Genomic DNA, 18,552 nt, shown 5'->3' on the forward strand with positions numbered 1-18,552 from the left:
GGCGGTCACATGCCGAACAGCAGGAGCGTCACCAGGGTGATCAGGGTGTAGAGGATGTAAAGGTGCAACCGGCCGTGCTGGAGCCTCCGGATCGGGGCGAGCCTGCCGTTCGCCCACGTGATGAACGGGAGGTAGAGGTGTTCGAGCACCGTTTCGGGGACATGGGTGTGAAACTCCGCCGGCGCCGGCGCACAGGAGCGGATGCCGGGCCGGGTGCCGTGGGGGCGGAGGATGCCGCCGAAGAGCCGGACCAACATGTCGGCAAAGGATGACGCGGTGTACTGCATCCGGGGGGTGGGGGCCAGGTAGCCGCAGCCCCAGGTGGGCGAGGCGCCCCGGGGCGCGGCGGCCAACCGCCGGGCGTAGAGGAGGGCGATGACGGCCACGGTCGCGAGGGCTCCGGCGGCAACGGCCATGAGCCATCCCAGGGGCACCAGGTCGGCCAGGGCCGGGGCCGTGAGGGCCAGTTCCGGGCGCCAGGCGTGCACCGCGGCGTCAAGCAGCGGCGCTACGGCCGCCGGTGCCAGGCCGACCACGACGCAGACCGCGCCCAGCACGGCCATGGGCGCGAGCATGGGGCGTCCTGCCTCGTGGGCGCGGGCAGCCTCTTCGCTCCGGGGGAGCCCCAGGAAGACCACGCCGAAGACCTTGACGAAGCAGGCAACCGCCAGCCCCCCCACCAGGGCCAGGGCCGGCGCGGCCAGTGATGTGACGGCCGCGGCCGCGCCGGTGCCGTGGACCGCCTCCCGGAAGACCCCCAGGTAGATGAGGAACTCGCTCACGAAGCCGTTCAGGGGCGGCAGCCCGCAGATTGCCACGGCCCCGGTCAGGAAGAGGAGGGCGGTCCGGGGCATGGCGCGGGCAATGCCTCCCATCCGGTCGATCTCCCGGGTGCCCACCGCATGGATCACCGTGCCGGCGCCGAGAAAGAGGAGCGCCTTGAAGGTGGCGTGGTTCAGCACGTGGAGCAGCGCCCCTGCCATGCCGAGGAGTGCCAGGGAGGGAACCCCCATGGCCGCGCCCACCAGGGCCGTGCCGAGCCCCATGGCGATGATGCCGATGTTTTCGATGCTGTGGTAGGCCAGGAGCCGCTTGAGGTCATGCTGGCCCAGGGCGAAGGCTACCCCGGCGATCCCCGACGCCATTCCCGCCACCAGCAGGACGATCCCCCACCAGAGCGGAATCTGGGCAAAGAAGGAAACCGTCCGGACCATGCCGTAGATGCCGAGCTTCAGGATTACCCCGGACATGATGGCTGAGATGTGGCTCGGGGCGTTGGCGTGGGCCGACGGGAGCCAGACGTGGAGCGGCATGAGCCCGGCCTTGAGGCCGAAGCCCAGGAGCGCGGTCAGGAAGATGCCGGCGCCGACCCCTCCGCCGGTTGCCAGCGAAGCCGGTGCCGGGAAGAGGTATGACCCCGCCGTCCCCTTGAGGAGCGAGAACAGGGCGAACAGGGCCAGGGTGCCGATGTGGGTGGTGATCAGGTAGAGGGTGCCGGCATCCCGCACCTCGGGCTTCCCGTGGTCGGCGGTGAGGACGAAATAGGCGGAGAGGGCCATGATCTCCCACGCCACGAGGAAGAGGACCCCGTTGCGCGCCACGATCACCCCGATCAGGGCGGCTACGAGGAGGCCGAAGAAGAAGGTCAGGCGTCGTACCGTGCGAGGATTGTTCCGTGCCGGCCAGTAGCCGAGGCCATAGACCGAACAACAGGCGGCAACGAGGAGGATCGGCAGGGCGAAAAAGGCGGAGAGGGGGTCCACGGCCATTTCGGCGGGGCCGAAGGGGAGTCCCCAGGAGAGGAGAAAGGTATCGGTCCGGCCGGCGACGAGGGTGGTGGCGGCGCCGCCCAGGCCGGTCGCGGCGGCCAGGAGCATGAGCGCCGTGGCCATCTTCTGGCCGGCGGCAGGGGAAAGGCTTCTGACGAGCAGCGGCACCCCCGACAGGGCGGCAAGGGCCGAGGCGCAGAGCAGGAGCATGCCGGGCGAGACCATTCCCCCTCCATCAGTCATCGGCTCATCCTCCCAGGGATCGTTCGATTTCGGCCACGGCGGCCAGGATGCCCGCCGGGTCGCAGGGACGTTTCAGGGCCTCCCGCAGCCGCGGGTCGCGCAGGGCATGGGCCAGCCTCGACAGCAGGTGAAGGTGGGCCTTCACGGTGGGACTGGTGAGGGTGAAGAGGATCTGCACCGGCTTGCCGTCCAGGGCGCCAAAGTCCACGGGCGCAGCCAGGTGGCAGAGCGTGATGCTCGAGCCGGCCACCTGGAGCAGGATCGGGTTGCGCACATGGGGGATGGCGATGCCGTCGCCGATGGCGGTGGTGCCCAGGGCTTCCCGGGCCAGGAGCACCTGGAGCACGAATTCGGGGTCCACCTGCGGGGGGAGGGGAAGGAGGTCCACCACGTTGCGCAGGACGGTCAGCTTGTCGTCCCCCGGCACGTTGCAATGGATGCCCCCTGCCTGCAGGGCCGAGGAGAGGGACGGGAAGAGCCCCGGCTCGTCTCCGGCGCCGGCATAGGCCTCGGGCAGGACCTTGATTCCCCGCTCCGTGGCCCACTCCAGCAGGTCGATACGGTTGATCCGGGGCTCGCCGTCCACCGGCGTGGCCGGGAGCCCGTCCCGCCTGATCCAGCGCTTGACGGTCTTTTCGTCGGTTGAAAGAAGTCGGGCCGCTTCCGCAGCGTTCAACAACATGGATTCACCTCGTGGGCGTTCAGTTCCTTCGATCGTTCCGCCGGGTGGTTTCTTGCGGGATATGTTCTCCGCGGAATCCCCGTCCTGCTAGAGCTCCAACTGAAACCGGAGCGCCTTCTCCACCTGCTCCATGAGCGTCTTGCTCAGGAACCCCAATCGTTCCCCCACCACCTTGGCCTTGTCGATGGTGATGATAATGTGGGAGCTGAGCTTGGCGTCGGCGGCCAGACCGGTCTTGGCGGCCGGCAGAAACGTCTCGAATTCGTAGATCTTCTCCAGGTTCCGGAAGGAGAGGGGGATGATGGTGACCACCGGCGAAAATTCGTTGCTGATGTTGTTGCTCACCACTACGCAGGGACAGGTTTCCGGCGTGCCGTTCCCCTCCGGGGCCAGGTTGACCGAATAGATCCCCCCCCGCTTAAACATCCCGCTCCTCCGTCACTGCCGCTTCGAGTTTTTTCAGGACCTCCACCGTCTCGTCCGCGGTTGAGCGGTACCCCTCAATGAGTCCCTTGAAGGCCTCCCGCTTCACGGCGGCCAGCTTCTCCTGGGCCGCCTCCTCCAGGAACTGGCTCAGCCCCCGGGGGCCGTAGAGCGCCTTGATGTCGTCCACGATGTGGGTCGGCAGCGAGATGTTCAGTCGGGTGTTCGGCATCTTCGTCTCCTTAGAAGTCTTTCGACCTCTATACGTCATAAAATGTTATTGACGCATAAAAAATAGTACCATATAGTTTTGTAAGGTGTTAGCGTTTTTTGTGTGTTTTGCTGTTTCTATGTGTCGTTAGTGGGTGGAGAACCATGGAATCCGCGTTAGAAGGGGCGGACCCCGCCTCTCAGATCCTCGTCGCCATAGTCCTGGCGGCCCTTTCCGGCGTTCCGGGCGTGCTGGCGCGCAAATTCGTGCCGGGTCAGATTCTGGCCGCCGTCATGGCTGCGGCCGCGTCTCTCCTGGGCTTGACCGGTGCGGTGCGGACGCTGCTGGAACACCGGACAACGGCCTTCAGCCTTGCCTGGACCCTCCCCTTCGGCCCGGCCGACCTGGCCGTCGACCCCCTGTCGGCCCTCTTCCTGATCCCCGTCTTCCTCGTCTTCGGCTGCGGCTCCCTCTACGCTCTCGGCTACTGGCCCGCCGCCGAGAACCGTTCCACCGAGCCGGCCCTTACGTTCTTCTACGGGATTCTGGCCGCGGCCATGGCGGGCCTGGTGGTGGCCCGCAACGGCGTCCTCTTCCTCATGGCGTGGGAGGCCATGGCCCTGTCGGCCTGGTTCCTCCTCGCCACCGAGCACCGTGACCCGGCCGTGCGCCAGGCGGGGATCGTCTATCTGGCGGCGACCCATGCCGGCACGGCGGCGCTCTTCGTTCTCTTCTGCATCCTGCGGGGCGCCACCGGCTCCTTCGTGTTTCCGGCGCCCCACAGCCTCGACCCGGCCCTGGTGCCGGCCACGGTCCTGTTCCTGGCCGCCCTTGCGGGGTTCGGCGCCAAGGCCGGGATCATGCCGCTCCACATCTGGCTGCCCGCGGCCCATGCCAGCGCGCCGAGCCACGTCTCCGCCCTCATGTCGGGCGTCATGTTGAAGATGGGTATCTACGGGCTGGTGCGGACCATCTCGTTCTTCGCGCCGGTGCCCCTCTGGTGGGGCGGCCTCATCCTGGTGCTCGGGGTGGTCTCGGCCCTGGCCGGCATCGTCCTGGCGGCATCCCAGCGCGACCTGAAACGGCTGCTGGCCTGCAGCAGCATCGAGAACATCGGCATCATCGCCCTGGGCATCGGCACGGCCCTGGTGGGGGAGGCCACCGGCAACGTCCCCCTCTACACCCTCGGCATGACCGGGGCGCTGCTCCACCTGCTCAACCACAGCCTGTTCAAGCCGCTCCTCTTTTTCGGGGCCGGCGCGGTGATCCATGCCACCGGCACCCGGGAGATGGACCGGATGGGGGGGCTCGCCCGCCTCATGCCCCGGAGCGCGCTCTTCTTCCTGGTGGGGGCCCTGGCCATTTGCGGCCTGCCGCCCCTGAACGGCTTCGTGGGGGAATTCCTGCTCTATGCCGCTTCTTCGGCGAGGCCGTGGCTGACCCGGTGCCGCTCCTGGCCCTGCCGGCGCCGCTCCTGGCCGTGGTGGGGGGGATTGCGGTGGTCTCCTTCGTGAAGCTCTACGGCGTGGTCTTCCTGGGGGTTCCCCGGTGCGGCGCGCATCATCATCCCCACCTGCCCGACTGGCGGATGGGCGTGCCCATGGGGCTGCTGGCCCTGCTCTGCCTGGCGGCGGGGATCGCGCCCGGACCGGTGCTCTGCCTGGTGGAACCGGCCGTGGCGGCCTTCGGCATGGTTCCCCCGGCAGCCCTCGAAACCCTCGTTCCTCTGGGGTGGCTCACCCTGGGGGCGGGCATGCTGGGCGCTGCGGTGATCCTTGCGGGGCTGCTCCTGATGTACCGGCTGAAGCGGACCCCGGCCGTGCGGGGCACTACCTGGGGGTGCGGCTATCCGGTCCCGTCGCCGCGGATGCAATACACGGGAGTCTCCTTTGCCGGTTCCCTGGTGAGGCAGTTCGAGGGGGTCGTCGCCCCCCGCCGGGAAGGTCCGGCCGTGGCGGGATTCTTCCCGGCACCGGCGCTGTTCCGGTTCGTGCCCACCGAAACGATCCTGGAGCGGGTGATCATGCCGCTGTTCCGGGCCGCGGGCTTTTCCTTCGCCTTCCTGCGGCGGCTGCAGCACGGCCGGCTGCACCTCTACATGCTCTACATCCTGACCACGCTCTTTCTGTTGATGGTCTGGGCCCACTGACGGGGAGGGCGCGCCGTGCTCGACATCATCATCCATCTGCTGCTGGCGATCCTGATGCCCCCCCTGCTCCTGGGGGTGATCGTCAAGACCAAGGCCGCCTTTGCCGGCCGGGTCGGGGCGCCGTTTCTGCAACCATACTATGACATCGGTCGACTGCTGCGCAAGGGGAGCGTGTTCAGCGATACCACCACCTGGGTGTTCCGCGCCGGGCCGGTGGTGACCCTGGCCGCCACCGCCGTGGCGGCGCTGCTGGTTCCCCTGGGCAACCACCCGGCGCCGGTCTCCTTTGCCGGGGACATGATCCTCTTTGCCTACCTCTTCGGCCTGGCCCGGTTCTTCACCGCCGCGGCCGCCTTGGACACCGGTTCCAGCTTCGAGGGGATGGGGGCGGCCCGGGAGGTGACCTTCTCCTGTCTGGCCGAGCCGACCCTCTTCTTTGCCCTGATCACCCTGGCCCGCATGAGCGGCAGCCTGTCCCTCACCCCCATGCTCACCCACGCCACCGTGGGGGACTGGCTCACCGCCGGTGCCTCCCTGCTGCTCCTGGTGGGGGCGCTGTTCCTGGTGCTCCTGGTGGAGAACTGCCGCATCCCCTTCGACGATCCCACCACCCACCTGGAACTGACCATGATCCACGAGGTGATGGTGCTGGACCACAGCGGCCCGGCCTTCGGCCTGATCCTCTACGGCGCCGCCCTCAAGCTCTTCGTGCTCGGGGCCTTATTCATGAACGTGGCCCTTCCCGTGCGGACCGGCAACGCCCTGGCCGACTGGGGGATCTTCGTGGCATCCATGCTGGTGCTGGCGGTGGCCGTGGGGGTGGTGGAATCGGTCATGGCCCGGCTGCGCCTGATCCGTATCCCGCAACTGCTGGTGGCGGCGACGATTCTCTCCGCCTTTGCCATGCTCCTGATCCTGAGGTAACCCATGGTTTCCCTTGCCGACCAACTGCTGGTGCTGGTCATGCTGATCAACTTCGTCGTCCTGGGGTCGAGCCGGATGGCCTTCTGCATCCGGGCCGCCGCCGTGCAGGGGGTGATCCTGGGGGTGCTCCCCGGCATCATCCACTCCTTCTCCTGGCACCTGGTGGCCATCTCCGGCGGGATCATCCTGGCCAAGGGACTGGTGATCCCCTGGCTGATCAGCGATGCCGTGCGCAAGGCCCGGATCAAGCGGGAGGTGGAGCCCTTCATCGGCTACGTGCCGACCCTGATCCTGGGCGCCGTGGCCACGGCCCTGGCCTTTGTCTTCTCGGAGCGGCTCCCCCTGGCCCCGGAGCACCAGGACCTGCTCTTCGTGCCCGCGGCCATCGCCACCCTGATGACCGGCTTCCTGGTCCTGACCACCCGGCGCAAGGCCATCTCCCAGGTGATCGGCTACCTGGTTCTGGAAAACGGCATCTTCATCTTCAGCCTGCTGCTGACTACCGCCATGCCGGTCATGGTGGAGGCCGGCGTGCTCCTGGACCTCCTGGTGGGGATCTTTGTCATGGGAATCGTCATCAACCACATCAGCCGCGAGTTCTCCTCCGTCGACACCTCGCGCCTGAGCGCCCTGAAGGAGGAATAGGCCCATGCTGACCGCCGCCGTTCTCCTGCCGCTCGCGGGCGCCCTCGCGGCCTGGATCGTCCCGGACAACCGGCTTCGCCCCCTGGTGCTGCCGGCCGTGGCCGTCCCGCATTTCCTCCTGACCCTGGCGCTCATGGTGTGGACCCCGCCGCCGTCACCCCAGGGGTGGATCTTCCTGGACCCCCTCGGAAAGATCGTGCTCCTCTGCATCAGCACCCTGTTCCTGGTCTGCGCCGTCTACGCGGTGGGCTACCTGGCCTACCGCCGGGACCGCTCAAACCGGGTCCTCTGCATGGGGCTGCTGGCGTGCCTCTCGGCCATGACCCTGGTGACCTCCTCCCAGCACCTGGGGCTCCTCTGGGTGGCGGTGGAGACCACCACCGTGACCATGGCGCCCCTGATCTACTTCAACCGCAACGCCCGCTCCATCGAGGCCACCTGGAAGTACCTCCTGATTTGCTCCGTGGGGATCGCCCTGGCGCTATTGGGGCTTTTCTTCCTGGCCTACGCGACGCTTGTCGCCCACCGGGACGCCACCCTGCTCCTGGGGCCGATCCTTGCCTCGGCCCGGGAGCTGAACCCGGGCTGGCTCCACGCCTCCTTCATCTTCATGCTGGTGGGATTCGGCTCCAAGATGGGGATCGCCCCGCTCCACTCCTGGAAGCCCGATGCCTACGGCGAGGCTCCGGGGCTCGTGGGGGCGCTCCTGGCCGGGGGGCTGGTCAACTGCGCGTTTCTGGCCATCCTGCGGGTCTATCAGATCAGCCTTGCCTCGGGCGGGGAATACCTCTTCTTCCAGAAGGCACTCCTGACCATGGGGCTCATCTCCATGGGGCTGGCAGCGGTCTTCATGGCGCGCCAGGCCGATTTCAAGCGGATGCTGGCCTATTCAAGCGTGGAGCACGTGGGCATCCTGGCGGTGGCCCTGGGGCTCGGCAAGGGGGCCCTGTTCGGGGCGCTCTTCCACCTGCTGAACAACGGCCTCACCAAGGGGGTTCTCTTCCTCTCCTCGGGCAACATCCACCGCAGCTTCAACAGCAAGAGCACCGAGGTGGTGCGCGGCGCCCTGGCCCGGCTCCCCTGGTCCGCCGGCCTCTTCCTGGCCGGGTTCATCGCCATAACCGGCTCGCCGCCGTTCTCCCCCTTCGTGAGCGAGTTCTCCATCGTGAGCAGCGCCTTCGTGGAGGGGCGCTACCTGGTGGGGGGCCTGTTCCTTTTCTTCCTGGCCGTGATCTTCATCGGCATGGCCCTCACGGTGCTGCCCCTGGTCATGGGCGAGCCCCCGGCCGACGCGGAGCGGACCGACTACCGGGACCGGCTCCTGACCGTGGGGCCGCCCCTGGCCCTGCTGGGGATGATCCTGATGCTGGGGGTCTGGCTGCCGGAACCGCTCCTGCGGCTTCTGGGCGAAGGGGCCGCCCTGCTGGAGGCAACGCCATGAGCGCCCGGTTCCTCATCCTGCACAACGGTTCAGCCGTCCCCTTCCACGAGGTGCCGCGCCTGGAGTTGACCGCCTTCCTCCAGCAGATGATCGACGCCGTGGACCGGGGCTGGCGCGTCTCCTCCTACTTCGGCATCCCCACGGAGGCCGGAGCCACCCTCTGCTGCGCCCTTACCTCCGCGTCCGACGGCAGCATCGCCCTGGCAACGGCAGACGCGGCCGGTTCGTTCCCGTCCATCGCCCGTTTCTGTCCCCAGGTGCAGCTCTTCGAGCGGGAGATCGCCGAGCAGTGCGGCCTTCCCGCCGAGGATCACCCCTGGTTCAAGCCGGTCCGGTTCCACCGCTCCTTCGTTCCCGGCCGGGACGCCTGGGGGCGCGCCGTTGGCGAGCCCATCCCCGTGGGGGTCATGGAGTACTACCGGGTGGAAGGGGACGAGGTCCACGAGGTGGCGGTGGGCCCGGTCCACGCCGGGATCATCGAGCCGGGCCACTTCCGGTTCCAGTGCCACGGGGAAGAGGTCTTCCACCTGGAGATATCCCTGGGCTACCAGCACCGGGGAATCGAGCCGGGGCTCATGGGCGGTCCCGACCCCCGCGCCCCCTTCCGCATGGAAGCCATTGCCGGCGACACCACCATCGGCCACATGCAGGCATACTGCATGGCTCTGGAGGCCCTGGCGGCCACCCGGGTCCCGGCCCGGGCCGAGGCCCTGCGCGGCATCGCCCTGGAGCTGGAGCGGCTGGCGAACCACACCGGCGACCTGGGGGCCATTGCCGGCGACGTGGGCTACCTCCCCACCGCCTCCTTCTGCGGCCGGATCAGGGGCGATTTCCTCAACATGAGCGCGGTCCTCTGCGGCAGCCGCTTCGGCCGGGGGCTGGTGCGTCCCGGCGGGGTCCTCTTCGACCTGGGGCCGGCCGAACGCGACGACCTCCTGGCCCGCCTCGACGCCGCCCAGTCGGACCTGCAGGGTGCCGTGGAAATCCTCTGGGACGCGCCGTCGGTCATGAGCAGGCTGGAGAACACCGGCACCGTGCCGGCCGACACCGCCCGGGAGCTGGGCCTGGTGGGACCTGCGGCAAGGGCCTGCGGCCTCAACCGCGACGTGCGGCGCGACCACCCCTACGGCATCTACCGCATGGCCCAGATCCCGGTGGTCACCGCCCACCATGCGACGTCTGCGCCCGGTCCACGGTGCGCTGGCTGGAGGCGGGGAAATCCCTCGACTTCATCCGGGAGCAGCTCAAGCAACTCCCCGGAGGCGGCTGCCGGAACGAGGCGGGCCCCCTGCAGCCGGACCGGATCGCCGTGGCTCTCACCGAAGGATGGCGGGGCGAGGTCTGCCACGTGGCGATTACCGGCGCTGACGGTCGCTTCCTGCGCTACAAGGTGACCGACCCCTCCTTCCACAACTGGCCGGGGCTCGCCATGGCACTGCGGGGAGAGCAGATCTCCGACTTCCCCCTCTGCAACAAGAGTTTCAACCTGTCGTACTGCGGGTTCGATCTGTAGGCGTTCGAAAGGGATTCGATGTGTTGAGAGAGATCATCGCACGGCTGAAGCAGGGACACCGGACCATGGCCTATCCGAAGGAGCCGGTGAGCCTTCCCCAACGGTTCCGTGGCTACCCGGCGTTTCCCGCCACGGTGGGGCGCGCCGACGCCGAGGCCTGCGCCGCAGCCTGCCCCCACGGCGCCATCGTCTGCGACAACGGCATGGCCCTGGACACCGGCCGCTGCCTCTTCTGCCCCGAGTGCGCCGCCGGCGGGCTCGTCAGCTTCACCACCGACCACCGGCTGGCCGCCACGAAACGCGAGCACCTGATCGTCCGCCCCGGCGGCGAGCACCACCTGGCCCGGCCCCTGGAGCCGTCGCTCCGCTCCCTGCTGGGCCGCTCCCTCAAGTTCCGCGAGGTGAGCGCCGGCGGCTGCAACGCCTGCGAGGCCGACACCAACGTCCTCTCCACCATCGGCTGGGACCTGGGGCGCTTCGGCATCCAGTTCGTCGCCTCCCCCCGCCACGCCGACGGCCTCTGGGTCACCGGCCCGGTCACGGAAAACATGCGCGAGGCCCTGCTCATGACCTGGGAGGCGATCCCCGCGCCCAAGATCGTCGTGGCCTGCGGCGCCTGCGCCATCGGCGGCGGCCCGTTCGCCGGCTCGCCCGAGGCCCACAACGGCGTGGCCGACATCCTGCCGGTGGACCTCTTCATCCCCGGCTGCCCGCCCCATCCGGCCACCATCCTGGACGGACTGCTGCGGCTGATCGGCAGGATCGAGGGGGCGTAACGGCACTAGTTCGAAACAAGAGGGAAGAGAGACGGGGGGGCCGCTGCGGCGGCTCCCCCGTCGTGCGTTCAGGGGATGGTGGCCAGGTGGGTGAAGACGAAGTCGTTGTCTTTCACGGGGGTGTGGCAGCCGAAGCACTCCTGGACAAAGGAGGCATCCTTGCCGTAGGGTTTCAGCTCCTGCCCCACGAAACGGGCAAAGCCCCAGCCGCCGGTGGGCTTGAACTTTTCCCCGTCCTTTACCATGAATTCAACCTGCGCGAAGGCGTCCGGCACCGTGGCAAGCGGGAACTTCGGGTGTTTTTTCGCGCTCCAGGCCAGCTTGGCAAAGGTCGAGCCGTCCGGAAAGGGGCGGGTTCCGCTCCGCAGGGCCTTCATGGCCGTGGGGTTGCCGAGGATCACCCGGATCTGTCCCCGGTCGTCGCGCCAGGACGGGGCCACCGCTTCCCAGGCGCGGTAGTCGGTGAGACAGGCGATCCCGTTGGGCGCCACCGGAAGCTCCCCGGCGCCGCTTACGGCCGCGCCGGCCAGGGTCAGGGCAAGGGCTGCGAACATCTGTTTCATGGGGTACCTCCTTTGTGGGGCTGCCATACCTGATCAATTGTACCGCAGAGCCCCGGCGTGCAAAGGGTAACCGTGGCCCATCGAAGCAGGGCGCTGAGTCAAGTGGTCAGTTTTCCACGAGACATGAATGTGAATCCCCCGCCCGCAAGCATCATGTGGGGTGCATGTCATCTGTGCCACCCGGCAGGCGGGCACAGCTACATGTCAGCGCCAGCATCCCGGTGTTGGCTCAGCAGCAAGCAAAACTCCTGCAACAACCTCGTCTTGTATCCACATGTCCTTGTCTGGATTGAAAGGGTCCTTCTCAGGTCCAGTGGACATTCGATCTCTACCAGCCAGCCATGTTCCAGTTCTCTCCCGACGGCGATTCTCGAAAGGCATCCCACTCCCAACCCTGCTTCAGTCGCTTTTTTAATGGCTTCAGAGTGTCCCAGTTCCAAAGAAATTGAGAACTCGATGTTTCTGCTGGCCATTGCGGCCTCAAACACTTCCCTCGTTCCGGATCCCTTTTCCCGCATGATCCATGGGGCTGTTCTCAGCATCTCCACGGACGCGGACCTATCACATGCCCATGGATGTCCTTTGCCGACCACGACGACAAGCTCATCGTGTTTCCAGGCAGTTGTATCGAGAACGCCGGAGTGCGGAATCCCTTCAATCAACCCAAGGTCGAGGTCGCCATTTTCCAGGGCGTTCTCTATCTGCCGGGCATTCCCGATGGTCAACAATACCTTTGCCTTGGGATATTCCCGCGAAAATTCTGCAACGATGCCAGGCAGGATATAGTTTCCAATGGTGGTACTTGCCCCGACATTAAGAGTTCCCCTCGGCTCACCGACAGAATCATTCAAAAACTGCTCTATCTCTCCGGTTTTCCTGATCACCTCTTCTGCTCCCGGCAGTATTTTCCGCCCCCGATCATTCAGGATCAGACGCTTTCCGTGCCGTTCAAAGAGGGGGGCCCCTGCCAATCGCTCCAGCTCGGCAATAGCCATACTTACTGCTGACTGCGTTATAAAGAGCTGCTTGCTTGCCTGGGTCACGTGTCCGCATTTTGCTACTTTCTCAAAGATTTCCAGTTGCCTCAGGGTTATCGCCATTGTGTCAGTCCTTATAACGTGTATTGAACAAAATAATGCATATTACTCATTTTTTATTATATACAAGGTGGCGTATGATGCAATTGACTATGTAGATGAGGCTCTTGAAAAACGTTATGGGGAGGCCGGGGTGCCGGGCGCAAGCGAGCGAGGACGCGAAGCGTAGCCGTCGGTACGGTGGGCTTTCGAGTGACCGGCCCCACCGGAGACCGGCCCCGCAGTAGTTTTGCAAGAGCCTCTGATCACAGGAGTATGCCATGGACATCGATCGGTTACGCAAGACGCTATTCGTCATCCTGCTGGTACTGTGTGCAACCCCTTGGGTTGGTACTGCCCCGGCTCTGGCCATGGGGGTGCTTTTCAGCCTGTCAGTGGGGAACCCGTGGCCGCAACAGACCGCACATTATAGTAAAATGCTTCTGCAGATTTCAGTCGTCGGACTTGGGTTCGGGCTAGGCCTGGGTGAGGTGATACAAACCGGGAAGGACTCCATTTGGTACAGCGCGGTTGGCATCGTTTGCACCCTGCTCCTCGGGAGCGTCCTTGGTAAGCTGTTCCGGACAGACAAAAACACATCCGCCCTTATCTCGTTCGGCACCGCAATCTGCGGCGGCAGCGCAATCGCAGCCATGGCACCGGTCCTGAAAGCAAAGGATGACGAAATTGCGGTAGCTTGGCAACGGTCTTTACCCTTAACTCCGTGGCTCTCCTGCTGTTCCCGCTGATCGGGCGCTGGCTGCAACTTGACCAGAACATGTTCGGCGTCTGGTCGGGGCTTGCCATTCACGACACCAGCAGCGTCGTTGGCGCTACATCGGCATATGGCGCCCTGGCATTGACTGTCGGAACTACCGTCAAGCTTACCAGGGCCGTCTGGATCGCACCGGTCGTAATGGTAGTGTCTCTGATCAAGGGCGGGGAGCAAAAAGTCAGCATTCCCCTGTTCATTGTCGGGTTTATGGCGGCGGCAACACTCAGGACACTGTTGCCGATGTATGAGCATTACTGGGGAGAGTTGGCTGCCATCGCAAGGCAATGCCTTGTCATGACCCTTTTTATGGTTGGCGCGGGACTGAGCAGGGAGGTGTTGAGAACAGTCGGAATAAGACCTCTGGTTCAGGCGGCTATCCTGTGGGTGCTGGTGAGCGCACTGACTCTCGCTGCCTTGAAAGAGCTGGGGGTGGCGTGAACCTGAAGCGCGGGTTGCCAGTCCGTGCGGACAGTACGTGCCTCTAGGCATAATGCCTGTCAGTGGAAAGTAAACGGCCTGCCCCTTGCAAGCGCGGGTTATGTGAAACAGGCCGGCAACGGCTGCGGTAGCAGAAAAACCAGATGCTTCCATGGGGGCAATATTTTGTGATAGCGGGATCACTTGCTGAAAAAGCGTTTTGCCGGCAAGCGGGCGTGTGCTAAGTTTTTTTGTGTTGCCCTTGCCGTGCTGGGAAGAGTGCCCCGGACGCCCAGTCGGCTACCCGGCGGACCAGGGCGGTAACGAGTCCGACGGCACGTGCGCCACCGGGGCAGAGCCGGCCGATGGCCCGCGAATGCCGATGCCGTGGCGATCGCTACATCTACATGCCCGCGCCAGCGTGACAGTGGGCGGTACGGGCAAAGGAAGGATACATGAAGCGCATTTGCGTGTTTTGCGGTTCCAGTCCGGGCGCGCGGCCGGCTTATGCCGAGGCGGCGCGGGAGCTCGGGCGACTGCTGGCGGCAACGGGGACCGAGCTGGTCTACGGCGGGGCAAGCATCGGCCTCATGGGGGTCCTGGCCCGGACCGTGCTGGAGGGCGGCGGCCGGGTCACCGGCGTCATCCCCCGGCTGCTGGTGGACAAAGAGGTTGCCCTGACCAGCCTGAGCGACCTGCACGTGGTGGAAACCATGCATGAGCGCAAGGCTCTCATGGCGGAGCTGTCGGACGGCTTCATGGCCCTGCCCGGCGGGATCGGCACCATTGAGGAGTTCGTGGAGGTGCTCTCCTGGTCGCAATTGGGCATTCACGCCAAACCCTGCGGCCTGCTGAACAGTGCCGGCTACTATGACCGGTTGCTGGATTTTTTCGATCGCATGGCCGAAGAAGGGTTTGTCCGGTCGCGCTGCCGCGAGGCACTGCTGGTGGACCGGGACCCGGCCGGACTGCTGGAGACGATGCGCCTCTGCCGTCCACCCGCTCCGGACAAGGCAGAATGGGCATTGAAGCTGAACAATGTGTGAGCCGCAAGAGGCCTGCTGCCGCGGATCCCGTGTGGCTGGCCCATGGGCGGACCGGCGGCTTCTCCCGGTGGTCGCCGCGGGCATGGGGCGGCACGGACCCAATGAAATGGGGCAGGCCGTGCGCCAGAACTTTGCGGAAGACGATGAGTTCCTCAAAACCGCTGCGGCCAATCGCGGGTTTGAGCTCCGTGCGTTCGACTCGATCGACAAGGCCGTCGCATGGCTTGCGAGAGGTACCTGAGAACCGTTATCCCCGCCCAAGGAGGTCCCCATGCACCGCCCCGTTTTCCCGGCACCCTATCGGCACGAGCACGCGCCGGTAAAGAACGTCAATGAAGTCGTCCGGGAGCAGTTGACGGCAGGGCAGAGGGCGGCCGACTGGATCGCATCCAGGGTCGGCTCCTGGCAGTTCATCATCGGTCAGTCGGTGCTTCTCACCCTGTGGGTGATCCTGAACATCACCGCGTGGATCAGGCACTGGGACCCGTACCCCTTCATCCTGATGAACCTCGTCCTGTCCCTGCAGGCGGCCTACACCGCGCCCATGATCATGATGAGCCAGAACCGGCAGGCCGCCCGCGACCGGATCGAGGCCCACAACGATTATGAAGTCAACCAGAAGGCCGAGGCGGAAATCAGGGCCATTCTCGACAACCTCGCCGCCCAGAACGCCGCGATCGCCGAGGTGCACGCCATGCTCGAAGAGCTGCGCGGGCGGCTGGCGGACAGGGGGCAGCCCAACGCCTGAGACGGCGCCCCCGCCTCATTCATCCGGCAAAGGAGCCCTGCCATGAGCTTCATCCTTGCGCTCGACCAGGGGACGACCAGTTCCCGCGCCCTGGTGTTCGACCATGACGGGAACGTGCTCGGGCTCGCCCAAAAGGAGTTCCGCCAGATATTTCCCCAGCCCGGCTGGTGGAGCACGATGCCGAGGAGATCTGGGCCTCCCAGTTGGGGGTGGTGGTCGAGGCCATTGCCCGGGCCGGGATTACCGCTGCGGACATTGCCGCCATCGGCATCACCAATCAGCGGGAGACCACGGTGGTCTGGGACCGCCGTACCGGTCGGCCGATCCACCACGCCATCGTCTGGCAGGACCGGCGCACGGCCGGCGAGTGCGACCGGCTCAGGGCCAAGGGGCTGGAGCCGACCTTCCGCACCAGGACCGGGTTGGTGCTGGACCCTTATTTCTCAGGCACCAAGCTGGCCTGGCTGCTCGATAACGTGCCCGGGGCCCGGGCCAGGGCCGAGGCGGGTGAACTGGCCTTCGGCACGGTCGATTCCTGGCTGGTCTGGAACCTGACCGGCGGTGAGCGGCACCTGACCGATGCCAGCAACTCCTCCCGGACGCTCCTGTTCAACATCCACGACGGCGCCTGGGACCCGGAACTGCTGGAGTTGCTCCGGATCCCGCCCGCGATCCTGCCCGAAGTGGTGGCCTCCAGCGAGGTCTACGGCGAGACTGCCGCCCGCTTCCTGGCGGCGCGCATCCCCATCTGCGGCATCGCGGGGGACCAGCAGGCCGCGCTGTTCGGCCAGCTCTGCGACCGGCCCGGGATGGTGAAAAACACGTACGGCACCGGCTGCTTCATGCTGATGCAGACCGGCGAGCGGCCGGTGCTCTCGGGGCGGAACCTCCTGACCACCGTGGCCTGCCGCCTGGGCAGCCGCACGGAGTACGCCCTGGAGGGGAGCGTGTTCGTGGCCGGCGCGGCGGTGCAGTGGCTGCGGGACGGGCTCGGCATCATCCGTTCCTCGGCGGAGGTGGAGACCCTGGCCGCCTCGGTCCCGGACAATGGCGGGGTCTACCTGGTGCCGGCCTTTGCGGGGCTGGGCGCTCCCCATTGGGATCCCTACGCCCGGGGCGCCCTGCTGGGCATCACCCGCGGCACCACCGCCGGTCACATCGCCCGGGCCACCCTGGAGAGCATCGCCTTCCAGACGGCCGATCTGCTGGAGGCCATGGAGGCCGATGCGGCTACCCCCCTGGCCGAGCTGCGGGTGGACGGCGGCGCCACGGCCAACAACATGCTGATGCAGTTCCAGGCCGACCTCCTTGGCGTGCCGGTGGTGCGGCCCCGGGTGCGCGAAACCACGGCCCTGGGGGCGGCCTACCTGGCCGGGCTGGCGGCGGGCTACTGGCGGGACCGGGCCGAGATCGGCCGGCTCTGGCAGGCGGAGCACACCTTTGAGCCGGCCATGGATCGGGGCCGGGCGGCTGAGCTGCGCTCCACCTGGAGCAGGGCCCTGGAGCGGTCCCAAGGGTGGGTTCAGCCATGAAGCGCGAGGATCTGCTGCGATACCTGACCGAGACCGAGGTCTGGGACATGATCGTGATCGGCGGGGGCGCCACGGGCCTCGGCACGGCGGTGGAGGCGGCCGGCCGCGGCTACCGGACCCTTCTTCTGGAGCAGGGGGATTTTGCCCAGGGGACCTCCAGCCGGAGCACCAAGCTGATCCACGGCGGGGTTCGCTACCTGCAGCAGGGGAACCTTTCGCTGGTGCTGGAGGCACTGCGGGAGCGGGGTCTGCTCATCCGCAACGCCCCGCATCTGGTGCACAACCTCTCCTTTGTGGTGCCGCTCTACGACTGGTGGGAGGGGCCCTTCTACGGGATCGGGCTCAAGCTGTACGACGTCCTGGCCGGCACGCTGGGGCTGGGGCCGTCCCGCCTGCTGTCCCGGGAAGAGACCCTGGATCACATCCCCACCGTGGAGCCCCGTGGCCTGCGCGGCGGGGTGATTTACCACGACGGCCAGTTCGACGACGCGCGCCTCGCGATCAGCCTGGCCCTGACCCTGGCCGACCTGGGCGGGGTGGCGCTCAATCACTTCCCGGTGACCGGCATCATCAGCCATGACGGTCTCGTGGCCGGGGTGGAGGCGCGGGACCGGGAGACCGGCCGCGCCTTCAGGATCATGGGGCGGGCGGTGATCAATGCCGCCGGTCCGTTCGTGGACGGGGTGCGGCGGCTTGCCGACCCGGCGGCCCGGGACCTCATTGCCCCGAGCCAGGGGGTGCACCTGGTGCTGGACGGCTCGTTCCTGCCCGGCGACAGCGCGATCATGGTTCCCCACACCGATGACGGGCGCGTCCTGTTCGCGGTCCCCTGGCACGGCCGGACCGTGGTGGGCACCACCGATACACCCATCCCGGCGGCCGGGCTGGAGCCGCGCCCCCTGCCGGAAGAGATCGACTTTCTCCTGTCCCATGCGGCCCGCTACCTGACCCGCCATCCCGAGCGTCGGGACGTGCTGAGCACCTTCGCCGGCATCCGGCCCCTGGTCCGTAGCGACGGCGGCGGCACCACCGCCTCCCTTTCCCGGGACCACACCCTGCTGGTGGAGGGAAGCGGCCTGGTCACCATTGCCGGCGGCAAGTGGACCACCTACCGGAAGATGGGGGAGGACACGGTTACCGCCGCTGCCCAGGTGGCCGGCCTGGATCATCGGCCGTCGGTCACGGAGACGCTGCGGATTCATGGCTGGCAGGAGGGTACGGCGGACGGGCCGTTGCAGGTCTACGGCTGCGATGCCGCAGCCCTGGAGCAACTCCTGGCTGAAAACTCCGCCTGGCGTGAGCCCCTGCATCCGGCGCTCCCCTACCGAGCCGGGGAGGTCGTCTGGGGGGTGCGCCACGAGTGGGCCCGCACGGTGGAGGATGTCCTGGCCCGCCGCACCAGGGCGCTGCTGCTGGATGCCCGCGCCGCCGTGGCCGCGGCCCCGCGGGTGGCGGAGCTGATGGCCCGCGAGCTGGGGCGGGACAGCGCCTGGCAGGCGGCGCAGGTTGCCGCGTTCACCACGTTGGCCGGGGGCTACCTGCCGGAGTGAGGCCCCTTTTGCCCGAACCGGGAACGGAGCTTTCGCGCCGGCGCGGTACCCCGTAGCCTGAACCCGTGC

Annotated in this window: 14 protein-coding genes and 4 pseudogenes; 12 read left to right on the forward strand and 6 right to left on the reverse strand. The window is 66.8% G+C overall.

Annotated features, from left to right (window positions below; all coding sequences use genetic code 11):
- Positions 1-5: 5 nt before the first annotated feature.
- The 4 genes from A2G06_03810 to A2G06_03825 all read right to left on the reverse strand — a co-directional run bounded on the left by A2G06_03810 (position 6) and on the right by A2G06_03825 (position 3,349).
- Positions 6-2,012 carry a hydrogenase gene (locus tag A2G06_03810; protein ID ANA39636.1) on the reverse strand — a complete coding sequence of 669 codons (2,007 nt, stop codon included), beginning with the start codon at positions 2,010-2,012 and terminating at the stop codon, positions 6-8.
- Between the two features lie 4 nt (positions 2,013-2,016).
- Positions 2,017-2,694, reverse strand: a complete 678-nt coding sequence (locus A2G06_03815; protein ANA39637.1) for a PTS fructose transporter subunit IIA — start codon at positions 2,692-2,694, stop codon at positions 2,017-2,019.
- 87 nt (positions 2,695-2,781) lie between these two features.
- The gene (locus tag A2G06_03820; GenBank protein ANA39638.1) at positions 2,782-3,120 is read right to left on the reverse strand and encodes a toxin, MazF family protein; all 339 of its coding nucleotides are present in this window, start codon (positions 3,118-3,120) and stop codon (positions 2,782-2,784) included.
- On the reverse strand, positions 3,113-3,349 hold the full coding sequence (locus A2G06_03825; protein ANA39639.1) for an antitoxin: 237 nt from the start codon (positions 3,347-3,349) through the stop codon (positions 3,113-3,115). Before A2G06_03825 ends, A2G06_03820 begins: the two co-directional genes overlap by 8 nt.
- A gap of 143 nt (positions 3,350-3,492) precedes the next feature.
- On the opposite strand from A2G06_03825, the pseudogene A2G06_03830 reads away from it, so the two are divergent.
- The 6 genes and pseudogenes from A2G06_03830 to A2G06_03855 all read left to right on the forward strand — a co-directional run bounded on the left by A2G06_03830 (position 3,493) and on the right by A2G06_03855 (position 10,776).
- Positions 3,493-5,477 (forward strand): annotated as a pseudogene (locus A2G06_03830) (hydrogenase).
- Positions 5,478-5,492: 15 nt separating this feature from the next.
- On the forward strand, positions 5,493-6,401 hold the full coding sequence (locus A2G06_03835; protein ID ANA39640.1) for a hydrogenase: 909 nt from the start codon (positions 5,493-5,495) through the stop codon (positions 6,399-6,401).
- Positions 6,402-6,404: 3 nt separating this feature from the next.
- The gene (locus tag A2G06_03840) at positions 6,405-7,046 is read left to right on the forward strand and encodes a hydrogenase (protein ID ANA39641.1); all 642 of its coding nucleotides are present in this window, start codon (positions 6,405-6,407) and stop codon (positions 7,044-7,046) included.
- A gap of 4 nt (positions 7,047-7,050) precedes the next feature.
- Complete coding sequence (locus A2G06_03845) at positions 7,051-8,487, forward strand: hydrogenase (GenBank protein ANA39642.1); 1,437 nt, start codon at positions 7,051-7,053, stop codon at positions 8,485-8,487.
- Positions 8,484-10,000, forward strand: a pseudogene (locus tag A2G06_03850) (hydrogenase). The gene A2G06_03845 and the pseudogene A2G06_03850 overlap by 4 nt, the downstream one beginning before the upstream one ends.
- A gap of 20 nt (positions 10,001-10,020) precedes the next feature.
- Positions 10,021-10,776: a hydrogenase gene (locus A2G06_03855; GenBank protein ID ANA39643.1), complete on the forward strand. Its 756-nt coding sequence runs from the start codon at positions 10,021-10,023 to the stop codon at positions 10,774-10,776.
- Between the two features lie 68 nt (positions 10,777-10,844).
- Here A2G06_03855 and A2G06_03860 read toward each other — a convergent pair whose 3' ends face one another.
- Positions 10,845-11,339, reverse strand: coding sequence for a cytochrome P460 (locus A2G06_03860; GenBank protein ID ANA39644.1), 495 nt, complete (start codon positions 11,337-11,339; stop codon positions 10,845-10,847).
- Between the two features lie 197 nt (positions 11,340-11,536).
- Entirely contained in the window at positions 11,537-12,439 is a 903-nt protein-coding gene (locus A2G06_03865; protein ID ANA39645.1) for a LysR family transcriptional regulator, read from the reverse strand.
- A 257-nt stretch (positions 12,440-12,696) separates the two neighbouring features.
- On the opposite strand from A2G06_03865, the pseudogene A2G06_03870 reads away from it, so the two are divergent.
- The 6 genes and pseudogenes from A2G06_03870 to A2G06_03895 all read left to right on the forward strand — a co-directional run bounded on the left by A2G06_03870 (position 12,697) and on the right by A2G06_03895 (position 18,483).
- Positions 12,697-13,628 (forward strand): annotated as a pseudogene (locus A2G06_03870) (hypothetical protein).
- Between the two features lie 434 nt (positions 13,629-14,062).
- Positions 14,063-14,653 (forward strand): Rossman fold protein, TIGR00730 family, encoded by a 591-nt coding sequence (locus A2G06_03875; protein ID ANA39646.1) that lies wholly within the window; start codon positions 14,063-14,065, stop codon positions 14,651-14,653.
- A 31-nt stretch (positions 14,654-14,684) separates the two neighbouring features.
- Positions 14,685-14,894, forward strand: a complete 210-nt coding sequence (locus A2G06_03880; protein ID ANA39647.1) for a hypothetical protein — start codon at positions 14,685-14,687, stop codon at positions 14,892-14,894.
- 30 nt (positions 14,895-14,924) lie between these two features.
- Complete coding sequence (locus A2G06_03885) at positions 14,925-15,401, forward strand: hypothetical protein (GenBank protein ID ANA39648.1); 477 nt, start codon at positions 14,925-14,927, stop codon at positions 15,399-15,401.
- 42 nt (positions 15,402-15,443) lie between these two features.
- Positions 15,444-16,933: pseudogene (gene glpK, locus A2G06_03890) on the forward strand (glycerol kinase).
- Positions 16,930-18,483, forward strand: coding sequence for an FAD-dependent oxidoreductase (locus tag A2G06_03895; GenBank protein ID ANA39649.1), 1,554 nt, complete (start codon positions 16,930-16,932; stop codon positions 18,481-18,483). The pseudogene glpK and the gene A2G06_03895 overlap by 4 nt, the downstream one beginning before the upstream one ends.
- The last annotated feature ends 69 nt before the right edge of the window (positions 18,484-18,552 follow it).

This window comes from Geobacter anodireducens, assembly GCA_001628815.1.
GTDB lineage: Bacteria > Desulfobacterota > Desulfuromonadia > Geobacterales > Geobacteraceae > Geobacter > Geobacter anodireducens.